23 protein-coding genes are annotated in these 18,151 nt (G+C 71.9%); 2 read left to right on the forward strand and 21 right to left on the reverse strand.

Annotation, left to right across the window (positions count from 1 at the left end; genetic code table 11):
• Positions 1-35: 35 nt before the first annotated feature.
• The 11 genes from lgt to hisI form a co-directional block, all read right to left on the reverse strand.
• Positions 36-1,007 carry a prolipoprotein diacylglyceryl transferase gene (gene lgt / locus ADK64_RS00350; protein WP_053653688.1) on the reverse strand — a complete coding sequence of 324 codons (972 nt, stop codon included), beginning with the start codon at positions 1,005-1,007 and terminating at the stop codon, positions 36-38.
• Between the two features lie 84 nt (positions 1,008-1,091).
• Positions 1,092-1,865, reverse strand: coding sequence for a DsbA family protein (locus tag ADK64_RS00355; protein ID WP_053653690.1), 774 nt, complete (start codon positions 1,863-1,865; stop codon positions 1,092-1,094).
• Positions 1,866-1,951: 86 nt separating this feature from the next.
• The gene (gene trpA, locus ADK64_RS00360; protein WP_053653692.1) at positions 1,952-2,770 is read right to left on the reverse strand and encodes a tryptophan synthase subunit alpha; all 819 of its coding nucleotides are present in this window, start codon (positions 2,768-2,770) and stop codon (positions 1,952-1,954) included.
• On the reverse strand, positions 2,767-4,050 hold the full coding sequence (gene trpB / locus ADK64_RS00365; protein WP_053653694.1) for a tryptophan synthase subunit beta: 1,284 nt from the start codon (positions 4,048-4,050) through the stop codon (positions 2,767-2,769). Before trpB ends, trpA begins: the two co-directional genes overlap by 4 nt.
• Positions 4,051-4,415: 365 nt before the next feature.
• Positions 4,416-4,616, reverse strand: coding sequence for a tryptophan biosynthesis modulator TrpM (gene trpM / locus ADK64_RS48850; RefSeq protein WP_053653696.1), 201 nt, complete (start codon positions 4,614-4,616; stop codon positions 4,416-4,418).
• A 22-nt stretch (positions 4,617-4,638) separates the two neighbouring features.
• Complete coding sequence (trpC, locus tag ADK64_RS00375; RefSeq protein WP_053653698.1) at positions 4,639-5,448, reverse strand: indole-3-glycerol phosphate synthase TrpC; 810 nt, start codon at positions 5,446-5,448, stop codon at positions 4,639-4,641.
• 137 nt (positions 5,449-5,585) lie between these two features.
• On the reverse strand, positions 5,586-6,032 hold the full coding sequence (locus ADK64_RS00380; RefSeq protein ID WP_053653700.1) for a DUF2752 domain-containing protein: 447 nt from the start codon (positions 6,030-6,032) through the stop codon (positions 5,586-5,588).
• Between the two features lie 142 nt (positions 6,033-6,174).
• Entirely contained in the window at positions 6,175-6,438 is a 264-nt protein-coding gene (locus ADK64_RS00385) for an HGxxPAAW family protein (RefSeq protein WP_053653702.1), read from the reverse strand.
• Positions 6,439-6,610: 172 nt separating this feature from the next.
• On the reverse strand, positions 6,611-7,249 hold the full coding sequence (locus ADK64_RS00390; protein ID WP_053653704.1) for a TIGR02234 family membrane protein: 639 nt from the start codon (positions 7,247-7,249) through the stop codon (positions 6,611-6,613).
• A gap of 57 nt (positions 7,250-7,306) precedes the next feature.
• On the reverse strand, positions 7,307-8,785 hold the full coding sequence (locus ADK64_RS00395) for an anthranilate synthase component I (RefSeq protein ID WP_053653706.1): 1,479 nt from the start codon (positions 8,783-8,785) through the stop codon (positions 7,307-7,309).
• A gap of 11 nt (positions 8,786-8,796) precedes the next feature.
• Positions 8,797-9,198, reverse strand: a complete 402-nt coding sequence (gene hisI, locus ADK64_RS00400) for a phosphoribosyl-AMP cyclohydrolase (RefSeq protein WP_053654346.1) — start codon at positions 9,196-9,198, stop codon at positions 8,797-8,799.
• Positions 9,199-9,281: 83 nt separating this feature from the next.
• Between hisI and ADK64_RS00405 the strand changes: the two genes are divergently transcribed.
• Positions 9,282-9,917 carry a TIGR03085 family metal-binding protein gene (locus ADK64_RS00405; RefSeq protein WP_053653709.1) on the forward strand — a complete coding sequence of 212 codons (636 nt, stop codon included), beginning with the start codon at positions 9,282-9,284 and terminating at the stop codon, positions 9,915-9,917.
• Positions 9,918-9,936: 19 nt separating this feature from the next.
• Positions 9,937-10,335, forward strand: coding sequence for a glyoxalase/bleomycin resistance/extradiol dioxygenase family protein (locus ADK64_RS00410; protein ID WP_053653711.1), 399 nt, complete (start codon positions 9,937-9,939; stop codon positions 10,333-10,335).
• A gap of 3 nt (positions 10,336-10,338) precedes the next feature.
• On the opposite strand, the gene ADK64_RS00415 is transcribed toward ADK64_RS00410, so the two are convergent.
• The 10 genes from ADK64_RS00415 to hisD form a co-directional block, all read right to left on the reverse strand.
• Positions 10,339-11,571, reverse strand: coding sequence for an MFS transporter (locus ADK64_RS00415; RefSeq protein ID WP_053653712.1), 1,233 nt, complete (start codon positions 11,569-11,571; stop codon positions 10,339-10,341).
• A gap of 14 nt (positions 11,572-11,585) precedes the next feature.
• On the reverse strand, positions 11,586-12,173 hold the full coding sequence (locus tag ADK64_RS00420) for an ArsR/SmtB family transcription factor (RefSeq protein WP_053653714.1): 588 nt from the start codon (positions 12,171-12,173) through the stop codon (positions 11,586-11,588).
• A 111-nt stretch (positions 12,174-12,284) separates the two neighbouring features.
• Positions 12,285-13,040, reverse strand: coding sequence for an imidazole glycerol phosphate synthase subunit HisF (gene hisF / locus ADK64_RS00425; RefSeq protein WP_053653716.1), 756 nt, complete (start codon positions 13,038-13,040; stop codon positions 12,285-12,287).
• Complete coding sequence (locus ADK64_RS00430) at positions 13,037-13,432, reverse strand: RidA family protein (RefSeq protein WP_053653718.1); 396 nt, start codon at positions 13,430-13,432, stop codon at positions 13,037-13,039. Before ADK64_RS00430 ends, hisF begins: the two co-directional genes overlap by 4 nt.
• Positions 13,429-14,154 (reverse strand): bifunctional 1-(5-phosphoribosyl)-5-((5-phosphoribosylamino)methylideneamino)imidazole-4-carboxamide isomerase/phosphoribosylanthranilate isomerase PriA, encoded by a 726-nt coding sequence (gene priA / locus ADK64_RS00435; protein ID WP_053653720.1) that lies wholly within the window; start codon positions 14,152-14,154, stop codon positions 13,429-13,431. Before priA ends, ADK64_RS00430 begins: the two co-directional genes overlap by 4 nt.
• A 3-nt stretch (positions 14,155-14,157) precedes the next feature.
• The gene (gene hisH, locus ADK64_RS00440; protein WP_053654348.1) at positions 14,158-14,802 is read right to left on the reverse strand and encodes an imidazole glycerol phosphate synthase subunit HisH; all 645 of its coding nucleotides are present in this window, start codon (positions 14,800-14,802) and stop codon (positions 14,158-14,160) included.
• Positions 14,793-14,957 carry a hypothetical protein gene (locus tag ADK64_RS46495; RefSeq protein ID WP_053653722.1) on the reverse strand — a complete coding sequence of 55 codons (165 nt, stop codon included), beginning with the start codon at positions 14,955-14,957 and terminating at the stop codon, positions 14,793-14,795. The genes hisH and ADK64_RS46495 overlap by 10 nt, the downstream gene beginning before the upstream one ends.
• Positions 14,958-14,961: 4 nt before the next feature.
• On the reverse strand, positions 14,962-15,564 hold the full coding sequence (hisB, locus tag ADK64_RS00450) for an imidazoleglycerol-phosphate dehydratase HisB (protein WP_053653724.1): 603 nt from the start codon (positions 15,562-15,564) through the stop codon (positions 14,962-14,964).
• A complete protein-coding gene (locus tag ADK64_RS00455; protein ID WP_053653726.1) occupies positions 15,561-16,685 on the reverse strand; it encodes a histidinol-phosphate transaminase in 1,125 nt (374 codons plus the stop codon). The genes hisB and ADK64_RS00455 overlap by 4 nt, the downstream gene beginning before the upstream one ends.
• Positions 16,682-18,007 carry a histidinol dehydrogenase gene (hisD, locus tag ADK64_RS00460; protein ID WP_053653728.1) on the reverse strand — a complete coding sequence of 442 codons (1,326 nt, stop codon included), beginning with the start codon at positions 18,005-18,007 and terminating at the stop codon, positions 16,682-16,684. The genes ADK64_RS00455 and hisD overlap by 4 nt, the downstream gene beginning before the upstream one ends.
• Between the last annotated feature and the right edge of the window lie 144 nt (positions 18,008-18,151).

An 18,151-nucleotide genomic window follows, 5' to 3' on the forward strand; every position in this document is an offset into this window, starting at 1 on the left:
CGGTCCGGGCGCCCTCGGTGTCGTACCGGCGGCTGTCAGCTCTTCTTCGCCGACCCTGCCTCGTCCTTCGAAGATTCCTGCGCTTCCTGAGGTTCCTGAGGTTCCTGAGTGTCGGCGGACTCCGGGGACTCCTGTGATTCCGGGGAGCCGGCGGCCTGCGGCTGCGCGTCCTCCTCCGCGCCGGACACCTCGGCACCGGGTTCGACGACGGGCTCCCGCCCGGGCCGCATCCTGGACGACACCACCATGTAGGTCACCGCGAGGAGGAACACGAGGAGCGCGGTCCAGTCGTTCAGGCGAAGGCCCAGGATGTGGTGCGCGTCGTCCACGCGCATGTACTCGATCCAGCCGCGGCCCACGCAGTACGCGGCGACGTACAGGGCGAACGCCCGGCCGTGGCCCAGCTTGAAGCGGCGGTCGGCCCAGATCACCAGGAAGCCCACGCCGACACACCACAGGGACTCGTAGAGGAAGGTCGGGTGGTAGTAGCCCGGCACCCGGCCGCCCTCGGAGGAGGTGATGTGCAGCGCCCATGGAACATGCGTCTCGCGGCCGTACAGCTCCTGGTTGAACCAGTTGCCCCAGCGGCCGATGGCCTGCGCGAAGGCGATGCCGGGTGCGACGGCGTCGGCGTACGCGGGCATCGGGATGCCCCGGCGCCGGGCACCGATCCAGGCGCCGAGCGCGCCGAGCGCGATCGCGCCCCAGATGCCGAGGCCGCCCTCCCACACCTTGAAGGCGTCCACCCAGTCACGGCCCTTGCTGAAGTACAGCTCGTAGTCCGTGATCACGTGGTACAGCCGACCGCCGACCAGGCCGAAGGGCACGGCCCAGACCGCGATGTCGGCGACCGTGCCGGTGCGGCCGCCCCGGGCGATCCAGCGCTTGTTGCCGAGCCAGACCGCGACGAAGACACCGATGATGATGCAGAAGGCATAGCCGCGCAGCGGGATGGGGCCGAGATACAGCACCCCGCGCGACGGGCTGGGAATGTAGGCAAGTTCCATGGCAAGTCCGACGCTACCGTGCCGGACCGTGCAGACGGCAAGCAGCCCGGCTACGGGAACGTAACGGGGACGTGAGAAAAACGGCTATCCGCGGTTGGCCGCCTCGACCATCTGCTTCAGCTTGGCCGGGGTCATGCTCGTGTCCTGGTAGATGTTCTTGCCGCCGAGCAGGACCGTGGGCGTGCCGGTGAAGCCGCCGCCCTGGAAGGCCTTGTTCGCCTTGTTCACCCAGCTGTCATGGGTGCCGTCGTTGACGCACTTGCGGAAGGCGGGCGTGTCGAGGCCGCCGACCTTGCCGGCCAGCTCGATCAGCTTGGCGTTGCCGGCGTAGGCGTCGTCGGTCTCCTTGGGCTGGTTCGCGTACAGCACGTCGTGGTAGTCGCGGAACTTTCCGGCGTCCTGGGCGCAGGCCGCGGCGTTGGCCCCGCGCAGGGAGCCGCTGCCGCCGAGATTGCCGTCGATCAGCCGAACCAGGTGGTACTCGATTCTGAGCTTGCCGGCGTCGGCCAGTTCGTGGAGCGTCGGGCGGTAGGCGACCTCGAAGGCCTGGCAGGCCGGGCAGCGGACGTCCTCCCAGATGGTGAGCGTCGACTTGGCGCCGTCCTTGCCGACCGGGATCGCGAGGCTGTCCTTGCCCTGCGCGCCCGAGGGCGCCACGACCGGGCCCGCCTTGGCGGCCTTGTTCTTGCCGACATTCGCGGCGACCACCCCGATCACCGCCGCGAGACCGAGGACGCAGACGACGCTCGCGCCCACGATCAGCGTGCGCCGCCGCTTCTCCCCTGTCTTCTGCTTCTCACGCTCGACCGCCAGCCGCTCCCGGGCGGTGCGCTTTCCGTCACGGTTCTTCTCGCTCACACCCCCAGAACGAACCGGGGAGGCGCAGCGCGCCTCCCCGGCCCGAGGTCCACCCGTTCGAGTGACCGAATGTGAGCGACGGACGGCTAGGCCTGTCCGCGCACGCCCTTCGCCAGGTCCCCGGCCAGTTCACGGACCGCCGCGATGCCCGACGCGTGGTCGGGGGCGTCCAGCATCCGCTTCACGAACGCCGAGCCGACGATGACGCCGTCGGCGAAGCCGGCGACCTCGGCGGCCTGGGTGCTGTTGGAGACACCGAGCCCGACGCAGACGGGCAGCGCGGTGCCGGTGGCCCGGGTGCGCTCGACCAGGTTCTGGGCCTGGACGCCGACCGACTCGCGGGTGCCGGTGACGCCCATGAGCGAGGCGGCGTAGACGAAGCCGCTGCCCGCGGCGGTGATCTCCGCGAGCCGTGCGTCCTTACTGCTGGGGGCGACGACGAACACGGTGGCCAGACCGTGCTTGTCCGCGTGCTCCCGCCACGGCGCCGACTCCTGCACCGGCAGGTCGGGCAGGATGCAGCCCGCGCCGCCCGCCTCGGCCAGCTCGGCGGTGAAGCGCTCGACGCCGTAGCGGTCGATCGGGTTCCAGTACGTCATGACGAGGACGGGCTTGCCGGTGGCCTCGTACGCCTCCCGGACCGTACGCATGACGTCGGCGATCTTGACCCCGCCCCGCAGGGCGATGTCGTCGGCGGTCTGGATGACCGGGCCGTCGAGGACGGGGTCGCTGTGCGGCAGACCGACCTCCACGACGTCCGCCCCGCCGTCGAAGACGGCCTTGATCGCCTCGATGCCGCCGTCCACGGTCGGGAACCCGGCCGGGAGGTAGGCGATGAGCGCGGACCGGCCCTCGGCCTTGGCACCGGCGAGGGTGTCGGACAGCAGCTGAATGTTCCCGCTCACTTGGCGTCCCCCTCGATCTCGGCGGTGTCGGTCGCGTCGGCGGCGACCTCGGCATCGGCGTCGTACAGGCCGAAGTAACGGGCGGCGGTGTCCATGTCCTTGTCACCGCGGCCGGAGAGGTTGACGACGATCAGGCCGTCCTTGCCCAGCTCCTTGCCGACCTCCAGGGCGCCGGCCAGCGCGTGCGCGGACTCGATGGCCGGGATGATGCCCTCGGTGCGCGACAGCAGACGCAGGGCCTGCATGGCCGCGTCGTCGGTGACCGCGCGGTACTCGGCGCGGCCGGAGTCCTTCAGGTAGGAGTGCTCGGGGCCGATGCCCGGGTAGTCCAGACCGGCCGAGATCGAGTACGGCTCGGTGATCTGCCCCTCCTCGTCCTGCAGGACGTACGACCGGGAGCCGTGCAGGATGCCCGGCTCGCCCGCGGACAGGGTGGCCGCGTGCTCGCCGGTCTCGATGCCGTGCCCGGCGGGCTCGCAGCCGATGAGGCGTACGCCCGCGTCGGGGATGAAGGCGTGGAAGAGGCCGATGGCGTTGGAGCCGCCGCCGACGCAGGCGATCGCGGCGTCGGGCAGCCGGCCGGCGCGCTCGAGCAGCTGACGCCGGGCCTCGACACCGATGACCCGGTGGAAGTCGCGCACCATGGCCGGGAACGGGTGCGGGCCGGCGACGGTCCCGAAGAGGTAGTGGGTGTGGTCGACGTTGGCGACCCAGTCGCGGAACGCCTCGTTGATGGCGTCCTTCAGGGTGCGGCTGCCCGATTTCACCGAGACGACCTCGGCGCCGAGCATGCGCATCCGGGCCACGTTGAGGGCCTGGCGCTTGGTGTCGACCTCGCCCATGTAGATGGTGCACTCGAGACCGAAGAGCGCGCAGGCGGTGGCGGTCGCCACGCCGTGCTGGCCGGCGCCGGTCTCGGCGATGACCCGGGTCTTGCCCATCCGCTTGGTGAGCAGGGCCTGGCCGAGCACGTTGTTGATCTTGTGCGAGCCGGTGTGGTTGAGGTCCTCGCGCTTGAGGAACACCCGGGCGCCGCCGGCGTGTTCGGCGAAACGGGGGACTTCGGTGAGGGAGCTGGGCCGGCCGGTGTAGTGGACGAGCAGGTCGTCGAGCTCGCGGGCGAACTCGGGGTCGGCCTTGGCCTTGTCGTACTCGACGGCGACCTCGTCCACGGCGGCGACGAGGGCCTCCGGGATGAACTTGCCGCCGAACGCGCCGAAGTAGCCCTCGGCGCTGGGCACCTGGCCGGTGGGGTCAGGGAAGAAGAACTCGCTGGGCATACGAATACCTCGCAGGGGCGTGGCCCCGGGTTGCTGGACTTGGGGTACGGATACGCGTGCGCTGCCCTGAGGAGGCCTTCCCACCCGCCCGCCGTTGCTGTCGGCAGGGGCGGAACAACTCCCCCGACCGGGTCACGAACCGGACGAGCCACCATGGGCCGGCCGAGCCACGCCGGGCAGACCGAGCCGCGAGCCCGCTGGACGGCTTCCCGACCGACCGAAGCACGACCCCGAGGGGCCGCTCTCCGGCCGACCGGGTCACGGGCCACGGCGGGCCGCTCTTCAGTCGGGTGGCGGGTGGGCGAAGGTTCGGGGACGGAACCCCCGGTCGGACCGGTGGCAGGGGGTGCAGGCTCAGTCGGGCGTCACAGCAGGACGTCGGCTCGGCCGGCGCACGCGACACCGCGCCATCGCATCCCGTTCACCTGGCCCGGCTCGTCACCGATCACGTACCGGACCCGCCGCCCGTGCACCCGTCGCGCGGGGGCACGGCAGCCACGGGGCCGGCAGCCACGGGCGAGGCGGGCATAGGGGTCCCGCGTCGCCGGGGTGATCGGAAGCATCATCACGGTCCAGCTTAGCCGGGGGTCAGCTCCGGCCGTGCCGCAGAGCGGGGTGTTCGCCCGCGGCGACCAGGTCGGCGACGGCGGTCTTCGGGTCGCGTCCGGTGACGAGGGACTCGCCGACCAGCACCGCGTCGGCGCCCGCGTTGGCGTACGCGATGAGGTCGTGCGGACCGCGGACGCCGGACTCGGCGACCTTGACGACGTGGCCCGGGATCTCCGGCGCGACGCGCTCGAACGTGCCGCGGTCGACCTCGAGCGTCTTGAGGTTGCGCGCGTTGATACCGATCACCTTGGCGCCCGCGTCCACGGCCCGCTCGGCCTCGTCCTCGTCGTGCACCTCGACGAGCGGGGTGAGTCCGATGGACACGGCCCGCTCGATCAGCGACTCCAGGGCCGGCTGCTCCAGCGCGGCCACGATCAGCAGCGCGAGGTCGGCGCCGTACGCCCGGGCCTCCCACAGCTGGTACGAGGTGACGATGAAGTCCTTGCGCAGGACCGGGATGTCCACGCGCGCGCGGACGGCCTCCAGGTCGGCCAGCGAACCGCCGAAGCGGCGCTGTTCGGTGAGGACGGAGATGACGGCCGCGCCGCCCGCCTCGTAGTCCGCGGCCAGCCCGGCCGGGTCGGCGATCGCGGCGAGCGCGCCCTTGGAGGGGCTGGAGCGCTTGACCTCGCAGATCACCTTGACGCCGTCGCCCTTGAGCGCGGCCACCCCGTCCTTGGCGGCACGGGCCTTGGCCGCACGCTCCTTGAGCTCGTCGAGGCTGACGCGTGCCTGCCGCTCCGCGAGGTCGGCACGGACTCCGTCGATGATCTCGTCGAGCACACTCACGCGAGCGGCCCCCTTCCAGACGGTGGTTCTTCCTTCAGGTTCTGAAAACCCGTGGTCACTTCGATGGTATCCGCAGGAGAGCGGTGCCCTCGCATCCAGTGGACGCCGGTCCCGCTACCTGGACATTCGTCATGCGATCAAGGATGTAACCAGCCACCCGACGGCAGGTTCCGGGCAACCGTGAACACCAGCAGCATCACGCCGGTCCCCCACAGTTGCGCCCGGCCGAGGCCGAGCCGCGGCGGCGACCCGCCGCGCACCGTGCGGACCACCCAGAAGGTCCACAGCACCGCGCAGCCCAGGTAGCCGGCCACGCCCAGCGCGTTGTCGTGCAACGCGATGAGCAGGTCGCCGTGGACGAAGGCGTGCGCGCTGCGCAGTCCGCCGCAGCCGGGGCAGTACAGCCCGGTGAGCCGGTACAGCGGGCAGACGGGGTAGTGACCGGGCTCGTTCGGGTCGACGGCACCGACGACCGCGAAGGCCCCCGCGACGGCCGCGAACAGCCCGCCCGGAACGGCGAAGCGCCGCAGGACGGGTGTGGTCGGCGGCCTCGCCGGCAGGGACACACGGGTGTCGACGTTCACGCTGGCATTCTGCCCCGCACGCCTCCCGCACGCGCGCCGACGCGGGCACACGGGGCCCCCGCCGTACGGGCGGCGAAAACCCGAGGGGCGGCCCGGCACCTCTTCCAGGTACCGGGCCGCCCCTCGCGGGCAGTGCTGGGGCTCAGCCCTCGACGCCCACCGGCTCGCGGGTCGCGACGGGGGTGGTGGTCATCTTGAGGGGAGCCTGCTTGGGCTGGCCGAGGCCCATGGCGCGCATGATCCCGCCGACCACGCCACCGAGGACGACGATCACCATGCCGGCCCAGAAGCCGACGGGCTGGGCCATCACCATGAAGGCGCCCGAGACGCAGAAACCGATGAAGGCGATGATGACACCCGTCCAGGCGGCCGGGGTGTGACCGTGACCGTGGCTGCTGCCCGCCATGACTTGCTCCTCGTTGCTGTGTACGTGTCCCTGTAGGCGTCGTACGTGTCGTACGGCTCCGAGCCCGCCCGTCCGAGCCGGACGCTCGTCGTCCATTGTCCCGTACCCGCGCGCGTGGCGGACGCGGGGGTGGCGTCTGGTTCGCCACACCCCGTTCGCCCTGGCCGGCGGGTCAGGCGCCGGTCGGGTCCTCGCCCCGGTCCAGGGCCTTCCAGATCTCCTCGGGCCGGTCGGGGTCGACCGGCCGGGCCTTGCGCTGGGGGCGGTCGGCGCCGCGCTCGTAGCGGCCGGACATGGCGGGCCACAGGCTTCCGTAGCGCAGCGCGAGCAGGCCGGCCAGCAGGATCAGGGCGCCGCCGACGGCCGCGACGTAGGGCCAGCCGGTGTGGCTGAGCGCGGCGACCGTGGCGGAGGCGTCGCCACTCGCCTGGGCCGCCTTGTCGTCCAGCGCGGAGTTGTCGGAGGCGGACATGAGGGCGGCGGCCACGATGCCGGCGCCGGACAGCGCGAGCAGCCCGGCGACGAGGAGGCGGCCGGCCCTGCGGACGGCGAAGACGGCGACGAGCGCGGCGAGGCCCACTATGGCGAGGGCCGCGGGCACGCCCGTGACGTCGCTGCCCTTGGCGGTGAGCGGGAAGGCGCCGCCGGCCACCGTCGCGGTGCCCTCCGCCCAGCGCTGTCGGGTCGCGAGCAGCGCCACGGCCGCGCCGAGCGCACCGCACAAGAGGGCCAGGGCGAGGCTCCGCCGGCCGGACCGGGCGGGCGCGGCGGCTTCGGAACGGGGGTGAGGAACGGCAGTCACGTACTCCACTATCGCCTGAACCCCGGGCGAACTGTCACCCGGGGTTCGTGAGAAGCGTCTCCGGGCCTACCCGGCGAGCCGGTTGGCCGTGTGGACCGCGCGCAGCACCGCGGCCGCCTTGTTGCGGCACTCCTGGTCCTCCGACACCGGGTCGGAGTCGGCGACGATGCCCGCTCCGGCCTGGACGTAGGCCGTGCCGTCGCGCAGCAGGGCCGTACGGATGGCGATGGCCGTGTCGGAGTCGCCGGCGAAGTCGAGGTAGCCGACGCAGCCGCCGTACAGGCCGCGGCGGGAGGGTTCCAGTTCGTCGATGATCTGCATGGCGCGGGGCTTGGGGGCGCCGGAGAGGGTGCCCGCCGGGAAGCACGCGGTGAGTACGTCGAAGGCCGTGCGGCCCGGGGCCACCGTGCCGGTGACGGTCGAGACGATGTGCATCACGTGGGAGTAGCGCTCGATCGACATGAAGTCGACCACCTCGACCGAGCCGGGCTCGCAGACCCGGCCCAGGTCGTTGCGGCCGAGGTCGACCAGCATGAGGTGCTCGGCGCGCTCCTTGGGGTCGGCCATCAGCTCGTCGGCGAGGGCCTGGTCCTCCTGCGGGGTGGCCCCGCGGGGCCGGGTGCCGGCGATGGGGTGGACCATGGCCCGCCCGTCCTCGACCTTCACGAGGGCCTCGGGGGACGAGCCGACGACGTCGAATCCGTCGAAGCGGAACAGGTACATGTACGGCGAGGGGTTGGTGGCCCGCAGGACGCGGTAGACGTCGAGCGCGCTCGCCGTGCACGGGGTCTCGAAGCGCTGGGAGGGGACGACCTGGAAGGCCTCGCCCGCGCGGATGCGCTCCTTGACGTCCTCGACGGCCGCCTGGAAGTCGGGGCCGCCCCACAGCGCGGTGTACTCGGGGAGTTCCGAGGGCGGCAGGACGGCCGGCGGCTGGGCCACCGCACGCGTGAGGTCGGCCTCCATGGCGTCGAGGCGGGCCACGGCGTCGGCGTAGGCCTCGTCCACGCCGGTGTCGAGGTCGTTGTGGTTGATCGCGTTGGCGATCAGCAGGACCGAGCCCTCCCAGTGGTCCATCACGGCGAGGTCGCTGGTCAGGAGCAGGGTCAGCTCGGGCAGCTTCAGGTCGTCGCGCTCGCCGGGGCCGATCTTCTCCAGGTGGCGGACGATGTCGTAGCCGAGGTAGCCGACCATGCCGCCGGTGAAGGGCGGCAGGCCCTCCTGGTTCGGGGTGTGCAGGGCCTGCAGTGTGGCGCGCAGCACCGCGAGCGGGTCGCCCTCGGCGGGGACGCCGACGGGCGGGGTGCCCAGCCAGTGGGCCCGGCCGTCGCGCGTGGTGAGCGCGGCGGCGCTGCGGACGCCCACGAAGGAGTACCGGGACCAGGAGCGGCCGTTCTCCGCGGACTCCAGGAGGAAGGTGCCGGGGCGCTCGGCGGCGAGCTTGCGGTAGAGCGCGACCGGGGTGTCGCCGTCGGCGAGGAGCTTGCGCGTGACCGGGATGACACGCCGGTCGGCGGCGAGCTTGCGGAAGGTCTCGAGGTCCATGGCCGCTGACCTTACTGATCGGTGCCCGGGGCGCCGGAACCGGCGTCCTTGAGCAGTACGTCCTCGTCGAAGCAGGTACGCGCCCCGGTGTGGCAGGCCGCGCCGACCTGGTCGACCCGGACCAGCAGGGTGTCGGCGTCGCAGTCCAGCGCGACCGACTTCACCCACTGGAGGTGACCCGAGGTGTCGCCCTTGACCCAGTACTCCCGGCGGCTGCGCGACCAGTACGTGCAGCGGCCGGTGGTCAGCGTGCGATGCAGCGCCTCGTCGTCCATCCAGCCGAGCATGAGCACCTCGCCGGTGTCGTACTGCTGGGCGATGGCGGGGACGAGTCCGTCGGGGCTGCGCTTGAGGCGCGCGGCGATCTCCGGGTCGAGGCTGCTGGGCCGGGGTGTTGCGGGCGTGCTGGTCATGGTTGCCATTGTGCCGCGCGGCACTGACAGTGCCGGTGCCGTGTCCGCTGTGCGGACGTTGCGGGGGGTCGTAGGCTGACTCCATGTCGACCTTCGCCAAGCGTGAACGGCTGCTGCTCGCGGACCTGCTGGAGACCGTCGGCCCGGACGCCGAGACCCTCTGCGAGGGCTGGCGGACCCGGGATCTGGCCGCGCATGTGATCGTGCGCGAGCGCCGCCCGGACGCGGCCGGGGGCACGCTGATCAAGCAACTCGCGCCGCGTCTGGAGAAGGTGATGGCCGAGTACACCGCGAAGCCGTACGAGGAGCTGATCCAGCTGATCCGTACCGGCCCGCCGCGCTTCTCGCCGTTCCAGCTGAAGCAGGTCGACGAGGCGGCCAACATCGTCGAGTTCTACGTCCACACCGAGGACGTCCGCCGCGCCCAGCCGGACTGGAGCGCCCGTGAGCTGGACCCGGTCTTCCAGGACGCGCTGTGGTCGCGGCTGGAGCGCACCGCGCGGCTGATGGGCCGGGGCGCGCCGACGGGGCTGGTGCTGCGCCGCCCGGACGGGCAGACGGCGGTGGCGCACCGGGGCGCACCGGTGGTGACGGTGACCGGCGAGCCGTCGGAGCTGCTGATGTTCGCCTTCGGCCGGCAGAACGCGGCCCGGGTGGATCTGGAGGGCGACGCGGACGCCATCGCCAAGGTGCACGAGACCAAGCAGCTGGGGTTCTGATCCGGCAGGGAGCCACCCCGTGATCAAGGTCGCGATGACCGGTGTGTACGTGGACGACGTGGCGGCGGCGCACGCCTTCTACACGGACGTCCTGGGCTTCGAGACGCGACTGCACATGGACCTGGGCGACGACACCCTGTTCGTCGCGGTCGGCGCGCCCGCCGGGGCCCAGCCGGAGCTCCAGCTGCTGTTGGAGCCCGGGCAGGGTCCCATCGCGGAGTCGTACCGCACGGCGCTGTACGAGGCGGGCATCCCGTGCATCGTCTTCTCGGTGGACGACCTTCTGGCGGAGTACGGACGGCTGCGCGGCCTGGGCGTCCGGTTCACGCACCCGCCGCAGCGCCAGGGGCCGGTCCTCGCGGCGGTGTTCGACGACAGCTGCGGCAACCTGGTGCAGCTGATCCAGCCGAAGGAGTGACGTTCAGCGGGGAAGTTCGGCGCCGCGCAGGGCCGGTACGGCGAGGGCGACGACCCCGCCGAGTCCGCAGACGGCGGCGCTGACGACGTAGACCGGGCCGAGGCCCCAGGTGCCGATCGCGGCTGCCGCGAACGGCATGCTCAGCGGGGTGAGGCCGAGGCTGACCAGACTGGAGACGGCGGTGACCCGGCCCAGATAGGCGGGGTCGGCCTGGGTCTGCAGCAGTGCGCCGCACATCGCCCCGCTGAGGCCGGTGAGCAGGCCGACGAGCAGGGCCGTGCCGACGGCGGCCAGGAGTGTCGGGGCGTAGGCGAGGGCGCCGACGGCGGCCGAACCGGTGATGATCGTGCACCCGGCGACGAGTCCGGCGCGCGGCAGCCGCCCCCGGACGGCCAGCAGCAGCGAGGCGGCACCCGCGCCGACACCGAATCCGGCGAGTACCCAGCCCATGCCGGGGGCGCCCCAGCCGCGCCGGTCGGCGAGCAGGGTCAGCCCGACGTTGAGCGGTCCGACGAACCCCAGGTCGCCCAGGGCGATGGCCACCATCAGCGGGGCGAGGACGCGGTGCCGGCGGATGTAGCGCAGCCCGGCTCCGAGGTCGCTCCGGGCGGTCCCCGCCGCTCCGGGCTCCGTAGGCAGGTCCCGTACCCGTACGGAGATCAGCAGCGGCACGGAGACGGCGATGAGCAGCCCGGCGAGGGCGAACGCGGCCGGGGCTCCGCCCACGGCCACCCCGAGCCCGCCGAGCGGGGCGCCCACGACGCTCGCGCAGCGGATGGCGAGGCCCCGCATGCCCTGGACCCGGCCGAGCTGGTCCTTACCGGTGAGCCGGGCCGGCAGGGCGCCCACGGCGGGCACGAAGACGGCGTCGACCGCGCCGAAGACCAGCGCCAGCAGGGCGAGCGGCCACAGCCCGGGGCGGGTGAGGAACAGCAGGGCGGCCACCGCCAGGACGGCCGCGCAGCGCGCGGCGTCGCTGCCGATGACGACCCGGCGCGGCCCGAACCGGTCGGCGATCACTCCTCCGCCGAGCATCAGCACGGCCCTGGGCAGGGCGCTCGCGGACATGACGAGACCGGCCTGAGCGGGTGTTCCGGCCTGGACGGCGGCCCAGGACAGGGCCAGGTAATAGATGCTGTCGCCCAGCATCGAGGAGGTGTAGGCGGCGAGCCAGCGCCGGACGTTGGGGTCGCGGTGGGCGTGCGGGGTGGCCGGGGGTATGAGCGTGGCGGTCACGGGAGGGGGGCCTCTCAGACGCGGAACGGGAATCCGTACACGTGCAGCGCGACGTGCTCGCGCCCTTCGGTGTCGCCGGCGGCCTCGCGGGCGCGCCCCTGCTCGTCGTAGCGCTTGAGCAGGTCGTGCAGGTCCTTCTTCAGCTCCGCCAGTTCCCCGGCGGTCAGCCTGAGCAGCGACTCGGAGTCGCCGGCGGCCTCGTTCCACTCGGGCCCCCAGTGGGCACGCTGGTCGAGGTGGCCGCGGTACATCTCGACGCGCTGCTCCAGGAACAGGCGCGAGGCCGCGAGATGCGCCGCCGCCTTCTCGGGAGCGTCCTGGAAGTCCTCGTCGCGGACGGTGACGCCGTCGGAGGACGGCTGCCACCAGCGCTCGCGCGCGTCCGCGCTGCGCGGCTCGGCCTCCTCGACCAGACCGTGCTCGGCGAGCTTGCGCAGGTGGTAGCTGACCAGCGAGACCGCCTCGTCCACCTGCTCGGCGAGCTGTGAGGCGGTGGCCGCCTCGGCGACGAACAGCAGCCGGTAGAGCCTCATGCGCAGCGGGTGCGCGAGGGCCTTGAGCGTGCCGAGGTCGGTGATCCGCTGCTTCTCCTTGCCGGTCATGCTCACGACTGTAGATACGAAGGAAAAGTTGCACAACATATTTTGCGCAACGTCTCTTTCACATCTGCGGAGGTCGGCGGCATGGAGCCCGGGTCGAAGCCCGGCGCAGCGTCAGCGGACGGGATGCCCCGCCTCCCGCAGCGTCTGCTTCACCTCGCCGATGCGCAGGTCGCCGAAGTGGAACACCGACGCGGCCAGGACGGCGTCCGCGCCCGCCGCGATGGCCGGCGGGAAGTCGGTCAGTCTGCCGGCACCGCCCGAGGCGATCACCGGGACCGTCACGTGCTTGCGGACCGCCGCGATCATCTCCAGGTCGTAGCCGTCCTTGGTGCCGTCGGCGTCCATGGAGTTGAGCAGGATCTCGCCCGCGCCCAGCTCGGCGGCCCGGTGCGCCCACTCGACGGCGTCGATGCCGGTGCCTCGACGGCCGCCGTGGGTCGTCACCTCGAAAGAGCCCGACCCGGTGCGGCGGGCGTCGACCGACAGGACCAGGACCTGGCGGCCGAAACGCTCCGCGATCTCGCGGATCAGCTCGGGGCGGGCGATGGCCGCCGTGTTCACGCCCACCTTGTCGGCGCCCGCCCGCAGCAGCTTGTCCACGTCCTCGGCCGTGCGGACGCCGCCGCCGACGGTCAGCGGGATGAACACCTGCTCGGCGGTGCGGCGCACCACGTCGTACGTCGTCTCGCGGTCGCCCGAGGACGCGGTGATGTCCAGGAACGTCAGCTCGTCGGCGCCCTCGGCGTCGTACACCTTGGCCATCTCGACGGGGTCGCCCGCGTCGCGCAGGTTCTGGAAGTTGACGCCCTTGACGACCCGGCCGTTGTCCACGTCCAGGCAGGGGATGACTCGTACGGCCAAGGTCATGCGGGAACTCCTCGGAACGCCTCCACCTCGACCTCGACCACCAGGCTGGGGTCCACGAAACCGGAGACGATGATCATGGATGCGGCGGGCCGGACGGTGTCGAACAGCTCCTTGTGAGCGCGGCCGACCTCGTCGACGTCCCGGGCGTGCGTGAGGTACATGCGCGTGCGCACGACGTCGTCACGGCCGAGCCCCAGCTGCTCCAGGGCGTTCAGGGCGACCTTGAAAGCGTTGACCGCCTGGTCGTACGGGCCGCCCCCGGCGATCTGTCCGTCCACGATGGACGTGCAGCCCGAGACCAGCACCAGGCCGTTCGGCAGCTCCACCGCGCGGGAGTAGCCGAACTGCTCCTCCCAGGGCGCGTCGGTCGACACGCGTCGTACGTCGCTCACTTGGCTACCGCCTCCAGGGCCTCTTCCAGCGTGAACGCCTTCGCGTACAGGGCCTTGCCGACGATGGAGCCCTCGACACCGAGCGGCACCAGCTCGGCGATGGCGCGCAGGTCGTCCAGCGACGACACGCCGCCGGAGGCCACGACCGGGCGGTCCGTCGCCGCGCAGACGTTCTTCAGCAGCTCCAGGTTCGGGCCCTGGAGCGTGCCGTCCTTGGCGATGTCGGTGACGACGTAGCGGGCGCAGCCCTCCTGGTCGAGGCGCTCCAGCGTCTCGTAGAGGTCGCCGCCGTCGCGGGTCCAGCCGCGGCCGCGCAGGGTCGTGCCGCGCACGTCCAGACCGACCGCGATCTTGTCGCCGTGCTCGGCGATGACCCTGGCGACCCACTCGGGGGTCTCCAGGGCGGCCGTGCCGAGGTTCACCCGGGTGCAGCCGGTGGCCAGGGCGGCGGCGAGCGAGGCGTCGTCGCGGATGCCGCCGGACAGCTCCACCTTGATGTCCATCGCCCCCGCGACCTCGGCGATCAGCGCACGGTTGTCACCGGTGCCGAAGGCCGCGTCCAGGTCGACCAGGTGCAGCCACTCGGCGCCGGACCGCTGCCAGGCGAGGGCGGCCTCCAGCGGGGAGCCGTACGAGGTCTCCGAGCCGGACTCGCCGTGCACGAGGCGGACGGCCTGGCCGTCGCGGACGTCGACGGCGGGGAGGAGTTCGAGCTTGGCCATGGTCTACAGGGTTCCGATCCAGTTGGTGAGGAGCTGGGCGCCGGCGTCGCCGGACTTCTCGGGGTGGAACTGGGTGGCCCACAGGGCGCCGTTCTCCACCGCGGCCACGAACGGCTTGCCGTGCGTGGACCAGGTGACCTTGGGGGCCGCGATCAGCGGGTTGTGCGACTCCAGGGTCCAGTCGTGGACGGCGTAGGAGTGCACGAAGTAGAAGCGGGCGTCCGCGTCGAGGCCCGCGAACAGCTGGGAGTCGGCGGGGGCGTCGACGGTGTTCCAGCCCATGTGGGGGACGACCTCGGCCTGCAGGGGCGCGACCGTGCCGGGCCACTCGTCCAGGCCTTCGGCCTCCACGCCGTGCTCGATGCCGCGCGCGAAGAGGATCTGCATGCCGACGCAGATGCCCATCACCGGCCGCCCGCCGGACAGCCGGCGGTCCACCACCCAGTCACCGCGGGCGGCGCGCAGGCCCTGCATGCAGGCGGCGAACGCGCCGACGCCCGGAACCAGCAGACCGTCGGCGTTCATCGCCTCGTCGAAGTCGCGGGTGATCTCGACATCGGCGCCCACGCGCGCGAGGGCGCGTTCGGCGGAGCGGATGTTGCCGAAGCCGTAGTCGAAGACCACGACCTTCTTGCTGCTCAATTCCAGACCTCCAGCCGCATGACGCCCGCGACGAGGCACATGGCCGCGCCGATGGAGAGCAGCACGATGAGGCTCGTGGGCATCTTCTGCTTGACGAAGGAGACGATGCCGCCGACGAGGAAGAGGCCGACGACGATCAGGAGCGTGGACAGACCGTTCATGGGTTTACAGCGCGCCCTTCGTGGAGGGGAGGATGCCGGCCGCGCGCGGGTCGCGCTCGGACGCGTACCGCAGCGCCCGGGCAAGGGCCTTGAACTGGCATTCCACGATGTGGTGCGCGTTGCGCCCGTACGGCACGTGCACGTGCAGGGCGATCTGCGCCTGGGCGACGAAGGACTCGAGGATGTGCCGGGTCATCGTGGTGTCGTACTCGCCGATCATCGGCGCCATCTTCTCGGGCTCGGTGTGCACGAGGTAGGGGCGGCCGGAGAGGTCGACGGTGACCTGGGCGAGGGACTCGTCCAGCGGGACCGTGCAGTTGCCGAAGCGGTAGATGCCCACCTTGTCGCCGAGGGCCTGCTTGAAGGCGGCGCCGAGCGCGAGGGCGGTGTCCTCGATGGTGTGGTGGGAGTCGATGTGCAGGTCGCCGTGGGTCTTCACGGTCAGGTCGAACAGCCCGTGCCGGCCGAGCTGGTCGAGCATGTGGTCGTAGAAGCCGACGCCGGTCTTGATGTCGGTCTTCCCGGTGCCGTCGAGGTCGATCTCGACCAGGACGGACGTCTCCTTCGTGGTCCGCTCGATTCTTCCGACGCGACCTTCGCGAGTCATGCCTCAAGCTCCTTCTTGACTTCACGTACCGCGTCGAGGAACGCGTCGTTCTCTTCGGGGGTTCCGGTGGACACCCGTAGCCACCCCGGTACACCGTTGTCCCGGACCAGGACGCCCCGGTCGAGGATCTTCTGCCAGGCGTCGTGGGCGCTGTCGAACCGGCCGAACTGCACGAAGTTCGCGTCGGACTCGACGACGTCGTAGCCGATCGAACGCAGCTCGGCGACCAGCCGGTCCCGCTCCGTCTTCAGCTGCTCGACGTACTTCAGCAGGGTGCCGGTGTGCTCCAGCGCGGCCAGGGCGGTCGCCTGGGTGATCGCCGAGAGGTGGTACGGCAGCCGGACGAGCTGGACGGCGTCCACGACCGCCGGGTCGGCGGCGAGGTAGCCGAGGCGCAGGCCCGCCGCGCCGAACGCCTTGGACATCGTGCGCGAGACGACCAGGTGCGGGCGGCCCGTCAGCAGCGACAGCAGCGAGTCGCCGTGGCTGAACTCGACGTACGCCTCGTCCACGATCACCATCGACGGCTTGGCCGCCTGGGCCGCCTCGTACAGCGCGAGGACCGTCTCCGGCGGAACCGCGTTGCCGGTGGGGTTGTTGGGAGTGGTGATGAAGACGACGTCGGGCTTGTGCTCGGCGATGGCCCGCTCGGCGGCGGCGACGTCGATCGTGAAGTCCTCGCTGCGCGGACCCGAGACCCAGCCGGTGCCGGTGCCGCGCGCGATGAGCGCGTGCATCGAGTACGACGGCTCGAAGCCGATCGCCGTACGGCCCGGTCCGCCGAAGGTCTGCAGCAGCTGCTGGATGACCTCGTTGGAGCCGTTGGCGGCCCAGACGTTGGCCAGGCCGACCTCGTGCCCGGACGTGCTCGTCAGGTACTTGGCCAGCTCGGTGCGCAGCTCGACCGCGTCCCGGTCCGGGTAGCGGTTCAGGTCCCGGGCGGCCTCCCGCACCCGCTGCGCGATCCGCTCGACCAGCGGCTCGGGCAGCGGGTAGGGGTTCTCGTTGGTGTTCAGCCGTACGGCGACGTCCAACTGGGGCGCGCCGTAAGGGGACTTGCCGCGCAGCTCGTCCCGGATGGGGAGCTCGTCCCAAGGCGACGAAGAGTGGTTGCCGGTCACTTGCTCTCGGGTACCTTCCAGCCGAAGCGAGCCTTGACGGCCGCGCCGTGCGCGGGCAGGTCCTCCGCCTCCGCCAGCGTCACCACGTGGTGGGCGACCTCGGCCAGCGCGTCCTTCGTGTAGTCCACGATGTGGATGCCGCGCAGGAAGGACTGGACGGACAGGCCCGAGGAGTGGCAGGCGCAGCCGCCGGTGGGCAGGACGTGGTTGGACCCGGCCGCGTAGTCGCCGAGCGAGACGGGGGCCCAGGGGCCGATGAAGACCGCGCCCGCGTTCTTGACGCGGTCGGCCACGGCGGCGGCGTCGGCGGTCTGGATCTCCAGGTGCTCGGCACCGTACGCGTCGACCACGCGCAGGCCCTCCGCCAGGCTGTCCACGAGGACGATCGCGGACTGGCGGCCCTTCAGCGCGGGCACGATCCGGTCCTCGATGTGCTTGGTGGCCGCGACCTGCGGCTCCAGCTCCTTCTCCACCGCCTCGGCCAGTTCGAGGGAGTCGGTGACGAGGACGGCGGCGGCCAGCGGGTCGTGTTCGGCCTGGCTGATCAGGTCGGAGGCCACGTGCACCGGGTCGGCGGTGTCGTCGGCGAGGATCGCGATCTCGGTCGGGCCGGCCTCGGCGTCGATGCCGATCTTGCCGGTGAAGAAGCGCTTGGCGGCGGCGACCCAGATGTTGCCGGGGCCGGTGACCATGTTGGCGGGGGCGCAGGACTCGGTGCCGTACGCGAACATCGCGACGGCGGTGGCGCCGCCCGCGGCGTAGACCTCGTCCACGCCCAGCAGGGCGCACGCGGCGAGGATCGTCGGGTGCGGCAGCCCGCCGAAGTCGGCCTGCGGCGGCGAGGCGAGCGCGATGGACTCGACGCCGGCCTCCTGGGCCGGTACGACGTTCATGACCACGGAGGACGGGTACACCGAGCGGCCGCCGGGCGCGTACAGCCCGACGCGCTCGACCGGCACCCACTTCTCGGTCACGGAGCCGCCCGGCACCACCTGGGTGGTGTGCGTGTCGCGGCGCTGCTCGCGGTGGACCAGGCGGGCGCGGCGGATGGACTCCTCCAGCGCGGCGCGCACGGCCGGGTCGAGGGCGGCCAGCGCGTCGCTGAGCGCCTGGGCCGGCACACGGACGGATTCCAGCCGTACTCCGTCGAACCTCTCGGCGAAGTCGATCAGCGCCGCGTCGCCACGATGATGCACGGCCTCGCAGATCGGACGCACCTTCTCCAGGGCGGCCGAGACGTCGAAGTCGGCTCGGGGCAGCAGGTCGCGCAGGGCCGGGCCCTCGGGGAGGGCGTCGCCGCGCAGATCGATTCGGGAGATCACGGACTCAATTCTCGCAGACCGGGGTCGGGCACGGTGCGCGCGTATCAATGGCTGATACAGAACGTGGCCGAAGTCGGAAGATCACCTTCACCTCCGGTGTTCCATCAGTCACTCAGCGGGCATGAACGGCTGTACGAAACCCCT

Source organism: Streptomyces sp. MMG1121, assembly GCF_001280015.1.
In the GTDB taxonomy this organism is placed as follows: Bacteria; Actinomycetota; Actinomycetes; order Streptomycetales; family Streptomycetaceae; genus Streptomyces.